This is a genomic window from Niallia sp. RD1 (genome assembly GCF_024219955.1).
Classification (GTDB): Bacteria; Bacillota; Bacilli; order Bacillales; family Cytobacillaceae; genus Niallia; species Niallia alba.
In genome coordinates, this window is record NZ_CP100420.1 from 3477299 (window position 1) to 3498353 (window position 21055).

A 21055-nucleotide genomic window follows, 5' to 3' on the forward strand; every position below is an offset into this window, starting at 1 on the left:
TCTAAAGGATTGTTGTCTTAGCGCGAGCCTCACGGAAAGCGAAGTGTATTCCGGCTGCGGAGAATAACCACAAACTTTACGAAACCAGCCTAGTTTTTTAATGGTTGTTTCGATTCAAAAGAAAACATTTTGCAGGATCAAAATACAGCTAAAGAGCATTTAAACAATCAAATTCAATTAAGTTAGAATGTACCTTTTAAAAGCAGATTCTTTATCTATAGCGCTATGTTTAGTTTTAAACATAGGCATATAAAAAAGAGTCTGCATTTTTGTATAGAAAAAGAAATAAGAGGAGGAGAAATATGATTGTACATATTATGGCTGGTGGACCTAAGCAGTATATTCCTAATCTAGACAAGTATCCGAAAGATATTTGTTGGATTGGCGTAGATCGAGGCGTTATTTATTTAATGGAAAAATCTATTCCGACCTATGCTGCTTTTGGTGATTTTGATTCTATTTCAGAAGAAGAACTACATAACATAGAAGCAAAAACAGGAATTATTAAGCGGTTTAAACCAGAAAAAGATGAAACAGATATGGAGCTTGCTCTTCTGTGGGCAATCAAAGAGGGAGCAACACTCATTCGACTATTTGGAGCAACAGGAGGAAGACTCGATCATACGATAGCAAACCTTCAGCTCTTATTAAGAGAAGCTATAGATCATAAAGATGTTAAAGTGGAAATTATCGATAAGCAAAATAGCGTAGCCGTTGTCCCAGCAGGCTCTTACACCTTGAAAAAAATGAGTGAATATAAATATATTTCATTTTTTCCTTTTAGTACAAAGATTGTAGGTCTAACTTTAGAAGGTTTTAAATACCCTTTAGTAAGGAGAAATCTTCCTGCGAGCAGCACATTATGCATTAGTAATGAACAAATTCGAGAAACTGGTACTTTTTCCTTTGATGAAGGCATATTAATGGTAATAAGAAGTTGTGATTAAATTTGATAAATGATGGTACTAATTTGTTTTATCTGAATAGGATATGTAAGTGCTAGCGATGTTTATTGATTAAGGAGGGACAGTATTCATGAGATTTTATACCATTAAATTGCCGAAATTTTTAGGAGGACTTGTCCGAGCAATGTTAGGAACCTTTAAGAAGGACTAACAAAAAGAGTCTGCGGATTTTTTTAGTAAAGACAACCTTTCGCTTTAAGGCGGAAAATTTCGAGAACTTACTGTACTTATACGGCTTGGCTGATTGTTTGGAGACAAAATAAAAAAGGACATGTGACATGTCCTTTTTTATTGCAATTGATCTGATTAAACGCGTTCTACTTTACCAGATCTTAATGCTCTAGCAGAAACCCAAACACGTTTAGGTTTACCATCTACTAAAATACGAACCTTTTGAAGGTTAGCTCCCCAAGTACGTTTGTTAGCGTTCATAGCATGGGAACGAGCATTACCTGTAGTTGTTTTTCTTCCAGTTATAACACATTTACGTGGCATGTATATTTCCCTCCTTATTACAGAAACCCATTAAAATGAGTTTGAAAAGTCATAGATAGCAATTTACTTATAGTCTGCTAAATAATCCTCGTTACAGATACCTTAATAATTTATCATACAACTTAAATGAATGCAATAGTTGGATTAAAAGCTTTCAAGAAAATTTCCTTGACATGTATTTCTCACTATATAAATTCGTTTATTCCAACTCTTTATGGGAATAGTAAAATAAGTAGTTGTTTTCTGAATTTGTGCCAATACTTTAATAGTAGTATTATTTTGTTATATAATAATGATAAGCTTTTTAACTATAGCTTTCAAAAAAGTTTTGGTTATAGTAAAATGTCAGTAGTCAAGGAGCAATTCCAAAGGGGGAAAACTCATGTCCATTGAACTAAAAACGAATTTCGGACAAATTGATATATCAACAGAAGTTATCGCTACAATCGCAGGTGGAGCAGCAGTAGACTGCTACGGTATCGTTGGAATGGCGTCGAAAAATCAAATTAAAGACGGTTTAACAGATATTTTGCGTAAAGATAACTTTACACGTGGTGTAATCGTTCGAAAAGTTGAAGAAGAAGTACATATTGATATGTATATCATTGTAAGTTACGGAACGAAAATCTCCGAGGTTGCGCACAATGTTCAATCAAAAGTAAAATACACGCTCAATAAGACAGTTGGACTTGCCGTTGACTCGGTTAATATTTACGTTCAGGGAGTTCGTGTGACGAACCCGTAGTAGAGGAGGAAACACAGTGTCAATTACAGTTTTAGAAGGAAAGCGATTTGCCGAAATGGTAATCCAAGGAGCAAACCATTTATCCTCTAATGCTAAATATGTAGATGCGTTAAATGTTTTTCCAGTGCCAGATGGAGATACAGGAACGAATATGAATTTATCGATGACTTCAGGTGCAAAGGAAGTTCAAAAGAATATTCAATCGCATATCGGTAAAGTTGGAACCTCATTATCTAGAGGGCTATTAATGGGAGCTAGAGGAAATTCTGGGGTTATTCTTTCTCAATTATTTCGAGGCTTTTCAAAACATATAGAGCAAAAGGAAACAATAACTGGAAAAGAATTTGCACAAGCTTTACAATTCGGTGTGGAAACAGCATATAAAGCAGTAATGAAACCGGTAGAGGGAACGATTCTTACAGTTGCGAAGGATTCTGCAAAGAAAGCGGTTCAATCTGCCGAAACGAATGACGACATTATTGTTATCATGGAAGATACAGTGAAAGAAGCGAAAGCTTCATTAAATAGAACACCTGACCTATTACCTGTTTTAAAAGAAGTAGGTGTTGTGGACAGTGGTGGGCAAGGATTAGTATTTGTCTATGAAGGCTTCCTTGCTGAGCTTAAAGGTGAAAAACTTCCTGACGCTGTTCAAAACGTTGTTTCAATGAACGAATTAGTAAATGCAGAGCATCATAAAAATGTTCATAGTTATATCAATACAGAAGATATTGAATTTGGCTATTGCACAGAGTTTATGGTTCGTTTAGAACAGGAGAAATTAGGAAACAAGCCGTTTTCAGAAGAAGACTTTAGACAGGCTTTAAGTAAATACGGAGATTCTTTACTTGTTATTGCAGATGATGAGATTGTGAAAATTCACATTCACTCTAATCACCCAGGTGAAGTTTTATCATTTGGTCAAAAGTACGGTAACTTAGTAAAAATGAAGATTGAAAATATGCGCGAGCAGCATAGCAACTTAGTGGATTCAGCAGAACAAGAGGAAGCAATTAGCGCTCATTCTGTTGAAGAACAAAAAGAGTATGGGATTGTAACGGTTTCTATGGGAAGCGGAATTGCAGATCTTTTTAGAAGCATCGGTGCTCATTATGTTATCGAGGGCGGCCAAACGATGAATCCTAGTACAGAAGATATCGTTAATGCAGTGAAACATATTAACGCGAAAAAAGTCTTTATTTTGCCAAATAATAAAAATATTATTATGGCAGCAGAACAAGCAGCTGAAGTATTAGAACAAGACGTAGTTGTTATTTCTTCTAAAACTGTTCCTCAAGGAATGTCAGCGTTGCTTGCTTTCAATCCTTCTAGTGATTTAGAAACAAATGAGAAGAATATGAAAGCTGCGCTTGAACATGTAAAAACAGGTCAAATTACGTATGCGGTCAGAGATACAAGCATCGATGGGCTAGAGATTGAAACAGGCGATTTTATGGGACTTGCAGATGGAAAAATCGTTGTAAAAAGCAAAGAAAAAACAGAATCTGCACAAGAACTTTTACAATCTATGATTGATGAGGATTCTGAAATTGTAACGGTAATCAAAGGAGAAGAAGCGACGGAAGAAGAAGTAGATACGCTTGTATCCTTTATTGAAGAAAATTTTGAAGATGTGGAAGTTGAAGTTCATGACGGTAAGCAACCACTATATTCCTTCATCTTTTCAATCGAATAATCATTAGCTAAAAAAGGGTGTGCCTTAGGAGAGGTATGCCCTTTTTTGTTTTTTGGGGGAGGTGGAACGGTCGGGACGGACGGGCAATTTTGTTTGAAGAAGAGAGCTGGGGAAGGTATGTCTGTTACTTTGAAGGTGAGTGGTTGAACGAAAAGGTAACAGAGGATTTCTGAGCCCGTGCAGTGCAGAAAAAAGAGTTTAAGGTAACAGAGAAGCGATCTCTAAGCCCGCGCAAGGAAGAAAAAGCCGCTTAAGGTAACAGAAGGAGCCCTCCCTAAAATCCCTAAAGCAAACACCCTCCAACTATATTAACTTTTCATATCAAGCAACATACATAACAGTCTTTATTTTCCATTCAGCAAAATAAAGAGAACGATAAGAATTAGAACCATATATTAATATAGTATGATATTATATAGTGTAATGAATTGAAACACCGTATTACGGAAAGACGTCCATCATTTGATTTTGGGTATTTAAGGGGAGAAAAATCCATGAAATATAAAAGTGTTTTTGATATTATTGGTCCGGTCATGATTGGTCCGTCCAGTTCCCACACAGCAGGTGCGGCGAGAATTGGAAGAGTCGCACGCAATCTTTTTGAAAGAGAGCCAAAATGGGTAAATATTCATTTTTATGGTTCCTTTGCTGAAACCTATAAGGGGCATGGGACGGATGTGGCAATTATCGGAGGGATTCTTGATTTTGATACATTTGATGAACGAATTAAAGCGTCCTTAGAAATAGCGGAACAGCATGGAATCCAAGTTAAATTCCATATAGAAGAAGCGATACCAGAGCATCCAAATACTGCTAAAATCCATTTAGGAGACGAAAAAGGTGAAATGGAGCTAGTTGGTATTTCTATTGGCGGTGGAAAAATTGAAATCACAGAACTTAATGGGTTTAAATTAAAGCTTTCTGGTCATCACCCTGCAATATTGGTTGTTCATAATGATCGATTCGGGGCTATTGCTAAGGTTGCGAATGTATTGGCTAAATATGAAATAAATATCGGTCATATGGAAGTAAGCCGTAAAGAAAAAGGGAAATTGGCTTTAATGACAATTGAGGTCGATCAAAATATAGAAGAAGCGATTTTAAAAGAGCTTGAGCAGTTAGATTCGATTGAAAAAGTAACAACAATCGTGGAATAAAGGGAGGGGTAAATATGTTCCGTAATGTAGCAGAATTGGTAGAAATGGCAACAACTAGAAATTTACCGATTTCCGAAATTATGATTGAACAAGAAATGAAGGTAACAGGAAGAACAAGAGCAGAAATACTTGCACAGATGGAAACAAATTTGCAGGTAATGGAGCAAGCGGTGGAAAGAGGGTTGAATGGAGTAGTATCCCATTCCGGATTGACTGGTGGAGATGCCGTTTTACTTCAAGAATATATTAAAAAAGGTCAATTTCTTTCAGGAGAAATTATTTTAGATGCAGTTAGTAAAGCTGTTGCAACGAATGAAGTAAATGCAGCAATGGGAATGATTTGCGCAACACCAACAGCAGGATCTGCAGGTGTTGTACCTGGTACGCTTTTTGCTGTGAAAAATAAACTGAATCCAACAAGAGAGCAGATGATTGCGTTCCTTTTTAATTCAGGTGCATTTGGGTTCGTGGTTGCAAATAACGCATCAATTTCTGGTGCTGCTGGCGGATGCCAAGCGGAAGTTGGCTCCGCTGCTGGGATGGCTGCAGCTGCGATTGTAGAAATGGCAGGAGGAACACCTGAACAATCAGCGCACGCTATGGCAATTACACTAAAGAATATGCTAGGTCTTGTTTGTGATCCAGTTGCTGGTTTAGTCGAAGTTCCATGTGTAAAACGAAACGCCATGGGAGCAGCGAATGCAATGATTGCTGCAGATATGGCGCTTGCAGGCATAAAAAGTCGTATTCCTTGTGATGAAGTAATTGATAGTATGTATCGAATTGGTCAGGCAATGCCTACGGCGCTTAAAGAAACAGCACGGGGAGGGTTGGCAGCAACACCAACTGGTCGGAGACTGGAAGCTGAAATCTTTGGTAGTGCCGCTGCCGCTAACAAGTGAATGAAACATTACAACTATCCGTCGATCACATAAAAGGCGTTGGAGCAGAAACAAAAAAACAATTAGAAGAAATGAATATATACAAAATAAATGATTTGCTAGAATATTTTCCTTATCGCTATGAGGATTATCGTCTGAAAAACCTCGAAGAAATAAAGCATGAAGAAAAAGTGACGGTAGAAGGGAAGGTTCATAGCGAACCATCCCTTATTTTTTATGGAAGAAAGAAATCTAGATTAACGATAAAGCTATTAGTAGAACAATACTTAATTACGGTCGTATTTTTTAATCAGCCTTATTTAAAAAGTAAATTAGCTGTGCAAGAATTAATTACAGTAACAGGAAAATGGGATCAGCATCGCCAAACAATTACGGCGAATCATTTGCAAATTGGCAGTAACCAAAAGGGGCATTTATTTGAACCAGTGTATGCGGTAAAGGGCAATATTACGGTCAAAAATTTACGTAAATATATTTCGTCCGCATTAAGTCAATTTGGAGAGTTAATCGAAGAAAACTTTCCGTCTTCTATGCTAACAAAGTATCGATTGCTACCACGGAAGGAAGCACTGCAAATTATTCATTTTCCTGAAAAGAGAGAGGATCTTACCCAAGCAAGAAGAAGATTTGTATATGAGGAATTCCTCTTGTTTCAACTGAAAATGAGTGCGTTAAGAAAATACGAAAGAGAGCATTCCGGTGGGAAAAGTCAGCAGTATTCCCTTGAAAAGCTAACAGCCTTTATAGAAACTCTTCCTTTTCCTTTGACAAATGCTCAAAAAAGAGTGGTTAATGAAATCTTGACAGATATGAAAGCAGAGGTCCGAATGAACCGGTTGCTGCAAGGGGATGTGGGATCTGGAAAAACAATTGTTGCTGCTATAGTTTTATATGCATCTATCCTTTCTGGTCACCAAGGTGCATTAATGGCGCCGACAGAAATTCTTGCAGAGCAACATGCGGATTCTCTCCACAGTATCTTTTCAAAATTCGGGGTTACTTGCGGGTTGTTAACAAGCTCTGTTAAAGGAAAAAAACGAAAAGAATTGCTGGTCCAATTAAAAGAAGGAAAAATAGATATTTTAATAGGCACACATGCACTGATCCAAGACGATGTGGAATTTAAATCGCTAGGATTAGTCATTACAGATGAGCAGCATCGCTTTGGAGTTGAGCAAAGAAGAGTATTAAGGGAAAAGGGAGAAAATCCTGACGTTCTGTTTATGACAGCAACCCCAATTCCAAGAACGCTCGCCATTACTGTCTTTGGCGAAATGGATGTTAGTATCATTGACGAAATGCCAGCAGGACGAAAAAATATTGAAACATATTGGGTAAAGCACGATATGTTAACAAGGATCCTTCAATTTATGGAAAAAGAACTCCATCAAGGAAGACAAGCCTATGTTATTTGTCCATTAATCGAAGAATCGGAAAAGCTGGATGTTCAAAATGCGATTGATGTCCATGCGATGTTATCTACCTTTTTTCACGGAAGATACCAGGTTGGCCTGATGCACGGGAAACTTCATGCAGATGAGAAGGACAACATGATGAAACAGTTTAGTCAAAATGACATTCAAGTTCTAGTAAGTACAACGGTTGTCGAAGTAGGCGTAAATGTTCCAAATGCGACGTTTATGCTTGTGTATGATGCAGAACGATTCGGATTATCACAGCTCCATCAACTTAGAGGAAGAGTCGGGCGAGGTGACGCTCAATCTTATTGCGTCTTAATCGCAGACCCAAAAACAGATGTTGGAAAAGAAAGAATGAAAATCATGACCGAAACAAGCGACGGATTCGTTCTAAGTGAGAAAGATCTAGAGTTAAGAGGACCAGGAGACTTTTTCGGAAAAAAACAAAGTGGTTTACCTGAATTTAAAATGGGCGATATGATTCACGACTACCGCATCTTAGAAACGGCAAGAAACGATGCAACCATTCTAATCGAATCAGCCGCATTCTGGCAAAATGACGACTACAAAGCCCTAAGAGATATGCTAAAGGAAACAGGTGTCCTAAATGGAGAAAAACTAGACTAATCGCGACTATATTTCCCAGTAAATAACAAGCTGATTGATAGCCTTCAATACTTCTCGATGGTAAACAAGGAAATAGGAGTTTAAACACTGAGCAGGCAATTGTGAGGCTATTAAAAAATACTTAATTTCGAATGAAATTAAGAGCAATCATATTTGAAGATTGGTTTGAAGAAGTGTACGCTCGCCCCATAGAAAGCAAGCGTACACCGCGGAAGACAAATCCACACCTAAGGATAAAACGTGGCTACTATCAATCATTAATAGCTAGCAGTTGGAACAAAACTTCGGCTTGCATTCCAACTATATAAATTATATACTACTATTAGTACCTAGTCTTAATAGTGCGGTGGTGTTAATAAATGAAGAGAACTAAACGGGAACGTCAACAGTTTTTAGTGGAGACAATTAAAGAGACTCCTTTTATTACAGACGAGGAATTGGCGGAAAAATTCTCTGTTAGTGTACAGACAATAAGACTAGATCGGTTAGAACTATCAATTCCAGAGCTTAGAGAGCGAATTAAAAACGTCGCAAAACAATCACTTGAAGAAGAAGTGAAAGCATTGCCTATCGAAGAAGTTATTGGGGAAATAATCGATATGGAATTAGATAATTCAGCTATATCTATCTTTGAAGTAAAACAAGAACATGTCTTTAAACGAAATGGAATTGCAAGGGGACATCATCTCTTTGCCCAAGCGAATTCTCTTGCGGTAGCCTTAATCAACGACGAACTTGCACTAACAGCAAAAGCCAATATTCACTTTACTAGATCGGTTAAATTAGGTGAACGTATTATTGCAAAAGCAAAAGTAATTCATATAGATAGTATAACCGGCAGAACAACGGTAGAAGTTAATAGTTATGTGAACACGGAATTAGTTTTTAAAGGTGAATTTGATATGTACCGTGCCAAAAGATAAAGGAGTAATTAGTATGATGAAAATTGCCATTGATGCAATGGGTGGAGACAATGCCCCGAAAGAAATAGTTATTGGTGCCCAAAAAGCAGTAGAAGCTTTTTCAGATTTAGAAATACTTCTCGTTGGAGACGAAAAACAGATTCAATCTTTCCTAACTACGAAAGAACGAATTAATATTTTACATACAGAAGAGCAAATTTTAGCAACAGATGAACCAGTAAGGGCAGTACGCAGAAAAAAAACAGCTAGTATGGTCCTTGGTGCAACAGAAGTAAAAGAGGCTAGAGCAGATGCGTTTATCTCTGCAGGAAATACAGGTGCTTTAATGGCAACTGGATTGTTTGTAGTTGGGAGAATGGAGGGAATTGACCGTCCGGCATTAGCCCCAACGTTACCGACAATCGGCGGAGAAGGTTTTCTTCTACTTGATGTTGGCGCAAATGTGGATGCCAAGCCAGAAAACTTAGTTCAGTATGCAATGATGGGAAGCATTTATTCCGAAAAGGTTAGAGGCGTTGCCAAACCAAGAGTTGGATTATTGAACATTGGGACAGAAGAGAAAAAGGGGAATGAATTAGCGAAGAAAACCTTTGAACTTCTCCAAAATACCGATATTCATTTTATAGGAAATGTGGAAGCACGTGATTTGCTTGACGGAGTATGTGATGTTGCTGTGACAGATGGGTTTACAGGCAATATGATTTTAAAAACGGTCGAAGGAACAGCGATGTCTATGTTTAAAATGATTAAAGCTGAGTTAATGAGCAGCTTTACTTCCAAAATGGCTGCTGCAGTCCTAAAGCCAAATTTAAAACAAATAAAAAATAAATTGGATTATTCAGAGTATGGTGGTGCAGCCTTATTTGGCTTAAATGCACCTGTTATTAAAGCACACGGTTCATCTGATAGCCAGGCGATTTTTAGCGCAATTAGACAAACAAGAGAGTTTGTGCAATCAGGTGTGGTCGCTCAAATAAAAGATGCAATGGAGAAAAATGAGGAATAAAGACAGAAACGGCAAATTCAACTCTAATGGGAAGAAAAGGAGAGTAAAAACTAATGGGTAAAATTGCTTTTGTTTTTCCTGGACAAGGCTCACAAGTAGTCGGAATGGGAAAAGATTTATTTGAACAATTTGAACCAGCAGCGAATTTATTCAAAAAAGCTGATCAAAAATTAAACTTTTCTCTAACAGACTTAATTTTTGAAGGACCAAAGGAAGAGCTTACACTTACACACAATACACAGCCAGCCTTACTGACAACGAGTATCGCCATTTTAGAACATTTTAAGCAATTTGATATACAGCCAGATTATGTGGCGGGACATAGCTTAGGTGAGTATTCAGCGTTAGTAGCAGCAGGCGTGGTATCTTTTGAAGATGGTGTTTATGCAGTTCGTAAGCGTGGAGAATACATGCAAGAAGCGGTCCCAGCAGGTGAAGGAGCGATGGCAGCTGTGCTCGGGCTAGATCGAGAGCAATTGACTGCCGTGACACTTGAGGTCTCTAATGCAGGTAATTCAGTACAGCTAGCGAATCTTAATTGTCCTGGGCAAATTGTTATCTCAGGAACAACGAAAGGCGTAGAATTAGCGGGAGAAAAAGCTAAGGAAGCAGGGGCAAAGCGTGCAATCCCTCTTGAAGTGAGTGGTCCTTTCCATTCAGAACTAATGAAGCCAGCTGCAGAGAAATTTGCTTCTGTATTGGATGACTTGGACTTAGTAGATGCAAAAATCCCTGTCATTGCTAATGTTACAGCAGCTCCAATCCAAGATCAGGCAGATATTAAAACAAAGCTAGTAGAACAATTATATTCATCTGTTCTTTGGGAAGATTCTGTTCGAAACATGCTTGATTTAGGGGTAGACACTTTTATTGAAATTGGACCTGGTAAAGTTCTTTCTGGTTTAATTAAGAAAATTGATCGAAAAGCGAAAGTGTATGCTGTAAATGATATGGAAACAAGTACTAAAGTTGCAGAAGAGTTAAAGGGGGATTTGTAAGTGAAGTTAGCTGGTAAAGTTGCTGTTGTTACTGGAGCATCTCGAGGAATTGGTAAATCGATCGCGCTTGAGTTAGCGAAGCAAGGCGCAGACGTTGTTGTTAACTATGCTGGTAGTGTAGATCGTGCCAATGAAGTAGTAAAGGAAATTGAAGGTCTAGGCAGAAAAGCAATTAGCATTCAATGTGATGTATCCAATACCGATTCTGTAAATGCGATGATGAAAGAGGCACTTGAAGTGTTTGGCAACATAGATATTTTAGTTAATAATGCTGGGATTACAAGGGACAATCTGTTAATGCGTATGAAGGATTCAGAGTGGGATGACGTTATAAATACAAATTTAAAAGGTGTGTTCCTTTGTACGAAAGCTGTAACAAGACCGATGATGAAGCAAAGAAAAGGAAGAATAATTAATATTACTTCCATCGTTGGCGTGACAGGAAATCCTGGACAAGCTAATTATGTTGCGGCAAAAGCAGGTGTGATTGGTTTCACGAAAACGACAGCAAAAGAACTTGCACAACGAAATATTACGGTAAATGCAATCGCTCCTGGATTTATTACAACAGATATGACGGATAAACTGACAGAAGAAGTAAAAAATAGCATGCTTACACAAATCCCTCTAGGCCAATTTGGCAGACCTGAAGACATTGCCAATGCCGTTGTCTTTTTAGCTTCGGATGACAGCAGTTATATTACGGGACAAACATTGCATATTGATGGTGGAATGTATATGTAATGAGTCCTTTATGAAAAGGAAAGAGTGCGAATAGTAAGAGAACAAACATTAGATAAAGTTCTCATTTATTATTTCGTTAAAATACTCTATAATGCATTTGAGGGGAGGTGAAATAAATGGCAGATGTATTAGAGCGTGTAACAAAAATCGTTGTAGATCGTCTTGGAGTGGAAGAATCTGAGGTTACTTTAGAAGCTTCTTTCAAAGATGATTTAGGCGCTGACTCTCTTGATGTAGTTGAACTTGTTATGGAATTAGAAGATGAGTTCGATATGGAAATTTCTGACGACGATGCTGAAAAGATTTCTACAGTTGGTGATGCTGTGAATTACATAAGTAATCGCTAGTCATTGTTTAAAAGCTCCGTTATCCACGGGGCTTTTAATTTTGTATGTGAGCGATTATTTAGGTGAAAACTATTACTGTAGAAAAAGTTACTATATTGATTGTGAAAAGGCCTGAAGAATAGATGACAATCTCTGTTTGTTTGATGTATACTAATAACTAAATGCCTATAATAAATAGGCATGTAGTAATGGTTGATGAACGGCAAGATCGTCGTCGTTCAAAGGGACATTAAATACGGCGCTTAAAAAGCGCAATAAATGGATAAAATAGTTTTTCTTATGTGAAGTGGGGTTTTCCCCCTAGTGGTAGCCCGATTTCTGTAATAGAAAAGGCTTGGAGAGAAAAAACTTTCCAAGTTTCTTTGCGTTTTTTATCTTTTTTACTTAAACTTGAAATGAATTGTAAACTTAGTGCTAAGGTGGAGGCAAAATGCGAGGCAATCGAAAAGACAAAAGAACTGTTCGACCAAATGAGAAAAAAATGAAGGAACTTCAAGATAAATTAGGGATTCATTTTACGAATGAAAAACTATTGAAGCAGGCTTTTACCCATTCATCATATGTGAATGAGCATCGAAGAAAACCACACGAAGATAATGAAAGATTAGAATTTCTTGGTGATGCCGTCTTAGAATTAACGGTTTCTAAATTTCTCTTTAAGAAATTTCCAATGATGAGTGAAGGGGAACTAACCAAATTGCGAGCAGCAATCGTTTGCGAGCCATCTCTTGTTTCCTTTGCCAATGAACTTTCCTTTGGTGTATATGTGCTCTTAGGAAAGGGAGAGGAAATGACTGGAGGAAGAACAAGACCCGCGCTGCTTGCTGATGTATTCGAAGCGTTTATTGGTGCTCTTTATTTAGATCAAGGATTAGATTCAGTGGTAGCATTTTTAGAGGAAGTTATTTTTCCAAAAATAAATAACGGTGCTTTTTCTCATGTGATGGATTTTAAAAGTCAACTACAAGAATATGTACAAAGAGATGCTGTTGGAACAATTGAGTATAAAATACTACTTGAAAAAGGACCCGCACATAATAGAGAGTTTATTTCACAAGTCTTTTTAAATGATCGAGAACTTGGAACTGGAATGGGACGTTCTAAGAAAGAAGCAGAGCAACAGGCTGCGCAAAAATCATTATTAATGTTAAAGGCGGATAGTGAAAAATAAATGCTTAAAAAAGCAAACAAAGAAAAACAACTAGAGGAAAACAAGGAAGAATCGGGGTGAGGGTATGTTCTTAAAACGGTTAGATATCATCGGTTTTAAGTCATTTGCAGATCGAATTTCTGTCGATTTTGTGCCAGGTGTAACGGCAGTCGTTGGCCCAAATGGAAGTGGGAAAAGTAATATAACCGATGCGATTCGCTGGGTGCTTGGAGAACAATCTGCAAAATCCTTGCGTGGAAGTAAGATGGAGGATGTTATTTTTTCAGGAAGTGACTCCAGGAAAGCAGTCAACTTTGCTGAAGTAACGTTGACTTTAGAAAATGAAGATCATTTCCTTCCATTGGATTTCCATGAAGTAAGTGTTACAAGGCGTGTTTATCGTTCAGGAGAAAGTGAGTTTCTAATCAATAAGCAATCTTGTCGTCTTAAGGATATTGTTGACTTATTTATGGATTCAGGATTGGGACGAGAGGCTTTTTCGATCATCAGTCAGGGGAAAGTCGAGGAAATCTTAAATAGTAAGGCAGAAGATCGTAGGTCCATCTTTGAAGAGGCAGCAGGCGTGCTAAAATATAAGACGCGAAAGAAAAAAGCAGAAGGAAAGCTTGTGGAAACACAAGATAATCTTATTCGTGTAAACGATATATTACATGAATTAGAAAGTCAGGTGGAACCATTAAAGATTCAAAGCTCGATGGCAAAGGAATATCTACATCATCGAGAAAATCTTGAATCGATTGAAGTTGCCCTAATGGTTCATGATATTGAAGAAGCGCACGCACGATTTGAAGCAATCTCGAAACAACTAGAAGCTTATAAACAAGAGGAGCTAAAGCTATCCTCCATGCTGCAAAGTAAAGAAGCAAAGATGGAAGAAGTAAAAAATGAAGTAGCTGCTCTAGATGAATCTATCGATGATCTCCAACAAGTTCTTCTTTTAGTCAGTGAAGAATTAGAAAAACTAGAAGGTCGAAAAGAAGTATTAAAAGAACGAAAAAAGAATGCAACACAAAATCGTGATCAACTTGAAAAAAGCAAAGTGGAATTGCAAGAAAGAGTAGCAGCCCTTCTTTCGCAAAAAGAAACACAACAAAAGCTTGTTCACGAATTACAAGCAGAGTCAAAAGAAATTGAAGAAACATTAAAAGTTAATGAGAAAAATCTTGCCCTTTTTAACGAGAATTTAGAAGAAAAAATCGAAATGTTAAAAAGTGACTATATCGATATTGTTAGTAACCAAGCAGCTTCAAAAAATGAATTGAATTCTGTTATCCAGCAATTAGAGAATCAAGAAAAAAGAACGTCTCAGCTTGATGAGGAAAATGCTAATTTTACAAATGAACGTGACCGCATTCAGGAGAAAAAAAGTGAGATTACGGAAAAACTAACAGAGCTTTCTGACATACTTGAGAAATGGTCTACTATATGGAATGAAAAGCGCACCCATTTTCAAGGAATAGAAGCAAAAGTTCAACAGGTGGAGAAAGCTCTTTATCAATCCTACCAGTATGCACAGCAGGCAAAGTCTCGGAAAGAAATGCTCGAAGAATTGGAAGATGACTATTCTGGATTTTTCCAAGGGGTAAAAGAAGTGCTGAAAGCAAGAGGTAAGTCTTTGCATGGTATTAGAGGCGCAATTGCGGAATTAATGCATGTTCCAAAGGAATACAGTGTTAGCTTGGAAATTGCTTTAGGTGGATCGATGCAGCACATAGTAGTAGAAACAGAACAAAATGGTCGCGAAGCAATTGCATTTTTAAAGAAAAATGGTTTTGGACGAGCTACGTTTTTACCAATGAATGTTATTAAGGGAAAAACACTTGCTGATTCTCAACTACGGTTAATTCAAGGGCATCCTGCATTTATTGGTATAGCTGCAGACTTGATTAACTATGATAGTCAATATAGTGAAATTATGCGTAGTTTATTAGGCAATGTTGTCATTACTAAGGACTTAAAGGGTGCTAATGAAATGGCGAAAATCCTTCAGTATCGTTCTCGTTTTGTGACGTTAGAAGGAGAAATTGTTAACCCTGGTGGTTCGATGACTGGTGGAGCAATTAAGCAAAAGCAAGCCTCCATTATTACCCGAAAAGGTGAATTGGAAGAGCTTAAGAAAAAGATTTTTGAGATGGATAAAACGTCCCTAAAGCTTGAAGAGCAACTGAAAAAAGGCAAAGCAGCTTTGCAAACGGAAGAGTTATCGATTGAAGAAGCACGCTTAAAAATAGAGGATTTTCGTTTCCAAATTCAAACATGGAAAGACGATTTAAAAGAGGTTGAATTCGAAGAAAGAGCAATGAATGATAAATTGTCTCTATATGACCGCAACAAGGCTGACTCTCACCAAGAACAAGAGCTTCTCCAAAAGAGGCGTACTGATTTGCAACAAAAGCTTGAACAACAAAATAAAAAACTGTCTGAATTAGATAATGAGATTGCTTTGCTTACGGAGCAGAAAAATAAACAAACTGTTTCCAAGGAATCTGTAGTAAATGTTATCAGTGATTTACGAATTCAATCTGCAGCTAAAAAAGAACAGCTTCGACATGAAAAGGATAAGCTAGCAACCATTATTCAAGAACATGAAACAACAGAAGAAAAGTGGGAGCTTGTAAAGGAAGACCTTCGTTTGCTATCTTCTGAAATGAGTAATTCTCATTCCGGAGAAGCGACATTAGAAGAAGCTGCCGAGCAGAAACAGCAGGAAAAGCAAGAAACCATCCAGTTGATTTCTTTACGCAGAGAGGAAAGATTGCAGAAGCAAATGCAATTAGAAGAGCTTGAACTGGAAACGAAGGAGCAACGTAGAATTCATCGAGGAATCGTTCAAGCTTTAAAGGATGAAGAAGTAAAATTAAACCGTGTAGACGTAGAATTAGATACTCGATTAACTAATTTGCGTGAGGAATACTTATTGACGTATGAAGGAGCGAAACTAGATTATCCTTTAACACTAGAAGTAGATGAAGCACGTAAAAAGGTGAAACTAATTAAATTAGCAATGGAAGAACTAGGAACAGTCAATCTTGGTGCCATTGAGGAATATGAGCGAATTTCTGAAAGATACGAGTTTCTTCTAGAGCAAAAAACAGATTTAGAAGAAGCGAAGGATACCCTTTACCAAGTAATCGATGAAATGGATGAGGAAATGAAAAATCGATTTGAGCAAACTTTTGAAGGAATAAAAGCTCATTTTGAAACAGTTTTTCAAAGCTTATTTGGCGGAGGTAGTGCCGATTTAGTATTAACGAATCCAGAAGATCTTTTAAACACAGGAGTAGAGATTGTTGCCCAACCACCAGGGAAAAAACTACAGAATTTAAGTTTATTATCTGGTGGGGAAAGAGCGCTAACAGCAATTGCTCTATTATTCTCTATTCTGAAAGTAAGACCTGTTCCGTTCTGTATTTTGGATGAGGTTGAAGCAGCATTGGATGAAGCAAACGTATTTCGTTTTAGCTCCTATTTAAAACGCTATAGCCATGAGACACAGTTTATTGTTATTACCCACCGTAAAGGAACAATGGAAGAAGCAGATGTGCTTTATGGGGTAACAATGCAAGAATCTGGTGTTTCAAAGCTAGTTTCGGTTCGTCTAAGTGAAACCAATGAATTAGTTGCAAATGGATAAGTCTTTTAGCTATGAGCTACAAGTGATCTTAAAATATTAAGCTCCTGTTTTCTAAGGCTTACTGCTTTTTACGAAGGTTAGGCAGTAGGTCTTGGGAGATTTTATTGCTTGCACTTTGGCAATACTGTTAAAATTTTAAATCTTTTACATAACCAGTATTTTTGAAATGGAAGAAGGGATATTAATGAGTTTTTTTAAAAAGTTAAAAGAAAAAATGTCTCAACAGACGAATACGGTAACCGAGAAGTTTAAAGAAGGTCTGACAAAAACAAGAAATAATTTTTCAGAGAAAGTGAATGATCTCGTTTCTCGCTACCGAAAAGTGGATGAAGATTTCTTCGAAGAGCTGGAAGAAATCCTAATTGGAGCAGATGTTGGCTTTGAAACAGTAATGGAGTTAATTGATGAGCTAAAAAAAGAAGTGAAAAGAAAAAACATCCAAGATCCAAAAGAAGTCCAAGATGTAATTTCCGAGAAATTGGTTGCTATTTATGAGAATGGTGAAGAAGAATCTTCTACAATTAATATGCAAGCAGAAGGGTTAACAGTCATTCTCTTTGTAGGCGTAAATGGAGTAGGGAAAACAACGACAATAGGTAAGCTTGCTCATAAGTATAAAGAAGAAGGTAAAAAAGTGTTACTTGCTGCAGGAGATACGTTCCGTGCTGGAGCAATCGAACAATTGGAAGTGTGGGGAGATCGGGTTGGAGTAGATGTCATTAAACATACAGAAGGATCTGATCCAGCAGCTGTTATGTTTGATGCCGTTCAAGCTGCTAAATCTCGCCAAGCTGATATCCTTTTATGTGATACGGCTGGAAGACTGCAGAATAAAGTTAATTTAATGAAGGAATTAGAAAAAGTTAAACGAGTAATTGAACGAGAGGTTCCAGGGGCTCCTCATGAAGTGTTACTTGTGCTAGATGCAACGACTGGACAAAATGCATTAGTGCAAGCAAAAACATTTAAAGAAACAACAAATGTAAGTGGAATTGTTCTAACGAAATTAGACGGGACTGCTAAAGGTGGAATTGTTCTTGCGATTCGTAACGAACTACATATTCCAGTTAAGTTTGTAGGATTAGGGGAAAAAATGGATGATCTTCAAGGATTCGATCCAGAAAAATATGTATATGGTTTATTTTCTAACTTAGTGGAGCAAAGCGAAGAATAAAAGAAAATGGAAGTCGGATGTCGTAAAAGAAACTTTACGACATCTTTTTTTTGATGGTTTCGAAAACCCCTGGCTATGCCGGGGGTTCCGGAGAGCTTATAGCGAGGTAACAAAAAAACCTCCTTTCATGGTAGGATAAAGTTGGTTTCCCGACCACTTTATCTCACGCAAGAAGGAGGTATGCCCTTATGAAGGACATGAACAGTTTAGCACATACAACATGGAATTGTAAGTATCACATAGTCTTTGCCCCAAAATACAGAAGGCAAATTATTTATGGCAAATACAAAAAGAGTATAGGACAAATCATAAGAGAGCTATGTGAAAGAAAAGGTGTCATTATACATGAAGCAAATGCCTGTCCGGATCATATCCATATGTTGGTTAGTATTCCACCAAAATTAAGTGTATCGCAGTTCATGGGTTACCTAAAAGGAAAAAGTAGCCTGATGATATTTGATCGACATGCGAATTTGAAATATCGCTATGGGAATCGTAAATTTTGGTGTCGTGGTTTCTACGTTGATACCGTGGGGAGAAATAAGAAACAAATACAAGAATATATAAGAAATCAGCTGAAAGAAGATTATATGGCTGATCAGCTAACTTTGTTCGAAGAATTCGATCCGTTCACGGGTGAGAAAAATCGGAAGTAAATAAAGAAATTCTTTAGAATTGGTGAGTGAATGTGGTGCAGAAGGGAAACCTTTTCAGTGGGCCTTTAAGGCCGAGGCCGGTAAGAGAGGCTTTTAGCCGCAGAGCAAACCACCAGTTCACACTGGTGGTTTTGATTTGTAAATTATCGTTAAACTATTGCGAAGACGTTATAAAAATAAGGATAAGTAGAATACTAAAAAATAACATTATCTATTTATTTCGGAGGGAAGATGTTTGATTATTCAATGCGCTGTATTACTTATTCTTATTGGAGGTATTGTGTTAACAGTTAAAGGACATCTTGTTCAGCATCATGCCTATGCTCGACTTGGCGACTCTTTGCCTGCTAAAAAATACGAGGAAGCAGAATTAGAAAGTTTACTCACTATAGAAGAAGAAAATCTTTTCCTAAGTAGTTTAACAGGTATGCGAATGAAAATAATTGGCGCACTTTTAATAGCAATACCAGCTAGCGTTCTTATATTATTTCACTTAAATTAGGAGATTGATGTGGTATTGGCTGATAAAAATAAAAAGTTTAGCTGAAAAGAAGGAGAATTTGGCTGATAAATAAAAAGTTTAGCTGAAAAGAAGGAGAATTTGGCTGATAAATAAAAAGTTTGGCTGAAAAGAAGGAGAATTTGGCTGATAAATAAAAAGTTTGGCTGAAAAGAAGGAAAATTTGGCTGATATATTAAAATTTTGACTGATAAGACTGCTGATAAATGAAATATAAATTAATCTTTCACAACAAAATGTTAAAACGAACAATTTTATAATCCATACTAATCACCAAAACTTCTGTAAGCATACCAAAACAGGAGTTTTTAAATTTTACGCGTAAAAAAATAGTTGCTAACACATAAAACATTTCCAACATTCCCCTCGTCTAATAAAATATAGAAACTCATAATGAAATTACAAAAAAAAATATATGTATAAAAAGTATATAATAATGTAAAATTACATTATGAATTTTTTTCTAATTTACTGTAGGGGGGAAACAGTTAACAGACGTCTATTAAATAGAATAAAAAATAAGGCTGTTTGTATGAAAACTCTTTAGGTAAAAGGCAACACTAAGCTGAACCTTCTAAATTTGAACTTTTTTAAAAGGCTAGGAATGATTAAATATAGTGCTTTTGTTATTCATTAAGCAATTTGTTCATTAGTGGGTTCAATACGATACCCTTTCCTTTTTAAGTATTGAATCATTTTTTGTTCTTTACTTTGTTCGAGATCAACATAATCAGGGCCTAGTTCCTGATATGGTTGCCTTGTTTTTAAAATATTGTAAGCAATTGTTAGGATTAAATGAGCGGAAGCGATCCGTGCTTTCGATTTTCCTTGTCGTTTCATAATTCTTTTTCTATGTGCAGATATGCGATTATACTGTCTATCTGTAGCCATGGAACATTCAACAGCGGTGGTTCTTAATGATTTGTTTCCGTACTGAGTTTTACCTGTTTTTTTTTTACCGGCACTCTCATAATTTCCTGGACTCACTCCAGCCCATGAGGCTAGATGTTTAGAACTTTTAAATACTGACATGTCTACACCCATTTCAGCTATAAAGATTGCGGATGCATTTTTATCCACACCCGGTATGGTATCTAGTAGTTCGCACTCCTCTTGATAAGGAATAAGCGCTTGGTCTATGCGTTCAACTACTTTTTCGATTGTTTCATCGATGTGATTGATATGGTCCCAATGGAAACGTAACATATCAATATGATGTTTACGTATTCCACCGTTAAGGGCTTCTGCAATATCTGTTGTGCTCGCCTTAACTCTTGAATCAACCATTTGTTGAAGTTCAAACACACCTATTTTTTCGCCGTTTATTAGGGCTTCAATAATGCGACAACCAGTGACACCAAAAATGTCAGATAAAACAGAAGTTAGTTTAATATTTGCATCCTGTAGAATTTTGTGGATTCGATTGCGCTCAGAAGTTCGTGTATGGATGAGTTTTTTACGATACCGGGTTAAATCTCGCAAATCACGAATTTCTTTGGGCGGTACAAAATTTTTTTCAATTAGTCCAGAACGCAAAAGTTTAGCTAACCACTCCGCATCTTTTACGTCTGTTTTCCTTCCGGGAACATTTTTAACATGTTGGGCATTGGCAAGGATTAATTGGAAGTCACATTCTATAACATTCCAAACGGGCTTCCAATATACACCGGTACTTTCCATTACAGCATCCGTTATTTTGTGTGAGGATAGCCAGTCGCTAAGTGCCAAAAGGCCACTTGTGGTTGTTGGAAAGGTTTGAATCTCTTTATTTGGTTTTTTATCTAATGAACCAAATAAAACACAAGCAACTACTGTTTCTTGGTGTACATCTAGGCCTGCACACCGTTCAATCATAGCTTCCATATAATCACCTCAAA

Annotated in this window: 19 protein-coding genes; 17 read left to right on the forward strand and 2 right to left on the reverse strand. The window is 37.1% G+C overall.

Features of this window, described 5'->3' with window-relative positions; translation table 11 throughout:
• Positions 1-302: 302 nt before the first annotated feature.
• Together NKG37_RS16465 and spoVM are read left to right on the forward strand one after the other, a co-directional pair.
• Positions 303-947: a thiamine diphosphokinase gene (locus NKG37_RS16465; RefSeq protein ID WP_254414965.1), complete on the forward strand. Its 645-nt coding sequence runs from the start codon at positions 303-305 to the stop codon at positions 945-947.
• A gap of 88 nt (positions 948-1035) precedes the next feature.
• The gene (gene spoVM / locus NKG37_RS16470) at positions 1036-1116 is read left to right on the forward strand and encodes a stage V sporulation protein SpoVM (RefSeq protein WP_016201070.1); all 81 of its coding nucleotides are present in this window, start codon (positions 1036-1038) and stop codon (positions 1114-1116) included.
• A 155-nt stretch (positions 1117-1271) separates the two neighbouring features.
• On the opposite strand, the gene rpmB is transcribed toward spoVM, so the two are convergent.
• A complete protein-coding gene (rpmB, locus tag NKG37_RS16475) occupies positions 1272-1460 on the reverse strand; it encodes a 50S ribosomal protein L28 (protein ID WP_016201071.1) in 189 nt (62 codons plus the stop codon).
• A 382-nt stretch (positions 1461-1842) separates the two neighbouring features.
• On the opposite strand from rpmB, the gene NKG37_RS16480 reads away from it, so the two are divergent.
• The 15 genes from NKG37_RS16480 (at position 1843) to NKG37_RS16550 (ending at position 19160) form a co-directional block, all read left to right on the forward strand.
• The gene (locus NKG37_RS16480; RefSeq protein ID WP_016201072.1) at positions 1843-2205 is read left to right on the forward strand and encodes an Asp23/Gls24 family envelope stress response protein; all 363 of its coding nucleotides are present in this window, start codon (positions 1843-1845) and stop codon (positions 2203-2205) included.
• 16 nt (positions 2206-2221) lie between these two features.
• Entirely contained in the window at positions 2222-3901 is a 1680-nt protein-coding gene (locus NKG37_RS16485; protein WP_016201073.1) for a DAK2 domain-containing protein, read from the forward strand.
• Positions 3902-4395: 494 nt separating this feature from the next.
• Entirely contained in the window at positions 4396-5058 is a 663-nt protein-coding gene (gene sdaAB / locus NKG37_RS16490) for an L-serine ammonia-lyase, iron-sulfur-dependent subunit beta (RefSeq protein WP_016201075.1), read from the forward strand.
• A gap of 14 nt (positions 5059-5072) precedes the next feature.
• Positions 5073-5960, forward strand: a complete 888-nt coding sequence (sdaAA, locus tag NKG37_RS16495; RefSeq protein WP_254414966.1) for an L-serine ammonia-lyase, iron-sulfur-dependent, subunit alpha — start codon at positions 5073-5075, stop codon at positions 5958-5960.
• Complete coding sequence (recG, locus tag NKG37_RS16500; protein ID WP_254414967.1) at positions 5957-8005, forward strand: ATP-dependent DNA helicase RecG; 2049 nt, start codon at positions 5957-5959, stop codon at positions 8003-8005. The genes sdaAA and recG overlap by 4 nt, the downstream gene beginning before the upstream one ends.
• 359 nt (positions 8006-8364) lie before the next feature.
• Positions 8365-8928 (forward strand): transcription factor FapR, encoded by a 564-nt coding sequence (gene fapR / locus NKG37_RS16505; RefSeq protein ID WP_254414968.1) that lies wholly within the window; start codon positions 8365-8367, stop codon positions 8926-8928.
• Between the two features lie 16 nt (positions 8929-8944).
• On the forward strand, positions 8945-9934 hold the full coding sequence (gene plsX, locus NKG37_RS16510) for a phosphate acyltransferase PlsX (protein ID WP_254416411.1): 990 nt from the start codon (positions 8945-8947) through the stop codon (positions 9932-9934).
• Between the two features lie 53 nt (positions 9935-9987).
• Positions 9988-10932 carry an ACP S-malonyltransferase gene (gene fabD / locus NKG37_RS16515; protein ID WP_254414969.1) on the forward strand — a complete coding sequence of 315 codons (945 nt, stop codon included), beginning with the start codon at positions 9988-9990 and terminating at the stop codon, positions 10930-10932.
• On the forward strand, positions 10933-11676 hold the full coding sequence (fabG, locus tag NKG37_RS16520; protein WP_254414970.1) for a 3-oxoacyl-[acyl-carrier-protein] reductase: 744 nt from the start codon (positions 10933-10935) through the stop codon (positions 11674-11676).
• Positions 11677-11792: 116 nt separating this feature from the next.
• Positions 11793-12023, forward strand: coding sequence for an acyl carrier protein (locus tag NKG37_RS16525; RefSeq protein WP_016201082.1), 231 nt, complete (start codon positions 11793-11795; stop codon positions 12021-12023).
• 430 nt (positions 12024-12453) lie between these two features.
• Positions 12454-13194, forward strand: coding sequence for a ribonuclease III (gene rnc, locus NKG37_RS16530; protein WP_016201083.1), 741 nt, complete (start codon positions 12454-12456; stop codon positions 13192-13194).
• A gap of 64 nt (positions 13195-13258) precedes the next feature.
• The gene (gene smc, locus NKG37_RS16535) at positions 13259-16828 is read left to right on the forward strand and encodes a chromosome segregation protein SMC (protein ID WP_254414971.1); all 3570 of its coding nucleotides are present in this window, start codon (positions 13259-13261) and stop codon (positions 16826-16828) included.
• Between the two features lie 184 nt (positions 16829-17012).
• On the forward strand, positions 17013-18002 hold the full coding sequence (ftsY, locus tag NKG37_RS16540) for a signal recognition particle-docking protein FtsY (RefSeq protein ID WP_016201085.1): 990 nt from the start codon (positions 17013-17015) through the stop codon (positions 18000-18002).
• 188 nt (positions 18003-18190) lie between these two features.
• Entirely contained in the window at positions 18191-18658 is a 468-nt protein-coding gene (gene tnpA / locus NKG37_RS16545) for an IS200/IS605 family transposase (protein WP_100525941.1), read from the forward strand.
• Between the two features lie 235 nt (positions 18659-18893).
• Positions 18894-19160 carry a hypothetical protein gene (locus NKG37_RS16550; protein ID WP_016201086.1) on the forward strand — a complete coding sequence of 89 codons (267 nt, stop codon included), beginning with the start codon at positions 18894-18896 and terminating at the stop codon, positions 19158-19160.
• A 651-nt stretch (positions 19161-19811) separates the two neighbouring features.
• Here the strand turns inward: NKG37_RS16550 and NKG37_RS16555 are convergent.
• Positions 19812-21041: an IS110 family RNA-guided transposase gene (locus tag NKG37_RS16555; RefSeq protein ID WP_100525939.1), complete on the reverse strand. Its 1230-nt coding sequence runs from the start codon at positions 21039-21041 to the stop codon at positions 19812-19814.
• Between the last annotated feature and the right edge of the window lie 14 nt (positions 21042-21055).

Bases quoted from the DNA above. Each gene is read 5' to 3' on its own strand.
- NKG37_RS16465 (WP_254414965.1), top strand. From the start codon at position 303: ATGATTGTACATATTATGGCTGGTGGACCTAAGCAGTATATTCCTAAT.
- spoVM (WP_016201070.1), top strand. From the start codon at position 1,036: ATGAGATTTTATACCATTAAATTGCCGAAATTTTTAGGAGGACTTGTC.
- rpmB (WP_016201071.1), bottom strand. From the start codon at position 1,460: ATGCCACGTAAATGTGTTATAACTGGAAGAAAAACAACTACAGGTAAT.
- NKG37_RS16480 (WP_016201072.1), top strand. From the start codon at position 1,843: ATGTCCATTGAACTAAAAACGAATTTCGGACAAATTGATATATCAACA.
- sdaAB (WP_016201075.1), top strand. From the start codon at position 4,396: ATGAAATATAAAAGTGTTTTTGATATTATTGGTCCGGTCATGATTGGT.
- sdaAA (WP_254414966.1), top strand. From the start codon at position 5,073: ATGTTCCGTAATGTAGCAGAATTGGTAGAAATGGCAACAACTAGAAAT.
- fapR (WP_254414968.1), top strand. From the start codon at position 8,365: ATGAAGAGAACTAAACGGGAACGTCAACAGTTTTTAGTGGAGACAATT.
- plsX (WP_254416411.1), top strand. From the start codon at position 8,945: ATGAAAATTGCCATTGATGCAATGGGTGGAGACAATGCCCCGAAAGAA.
- fabD (WP_254414969.1), top strand. From the start codon at position 9,988: ATGGGTAAAATTGCTTTTGTTTTTCCTGGACAAGGCTCACAAGTAGTC.
- NKG37_RS16525 (WP_016201082.1), top strand. From the start codon at position 11,793: ATGGCAGATGTATTAGAGCGTGTAACAAAAATCGTTGTAGATCGTCTT.
- rnc (WP_016201083.1), top strand. From the start codon at position 12,454: ATGCGAGGCAATCGAAAAGACAAAAGAACTGTTCGACCAAATGAGAAA.
- smc (WP_254414971.1), top strand. From the start codon at position 13,259: ATGTTCTTAAAACGGTTAGATATCATCGGTTTTAAGTCATTTGCAGAT.
- ftsY (WP_016201085.1), top strand. From the start codon at position 17,013: ATGAGTTTTTTTAAAAAGTTAAAAGAAAAAATGTCTCAACAGACGAAT.
- tnpA (WP_100525941.1), top strand. From the start codon at position 18,191: ATGAAGGACATGAACAGTTTAGCACATACAACATGGAATTGTAAGTAT.
- NKG37_RS16555 (WP_100525939.1), bottom strand. From the start codon at position 21,041: ATGGAAGCTATGATTGAACGGTGTGCAGGCCTAGATGTACACCAAGAA.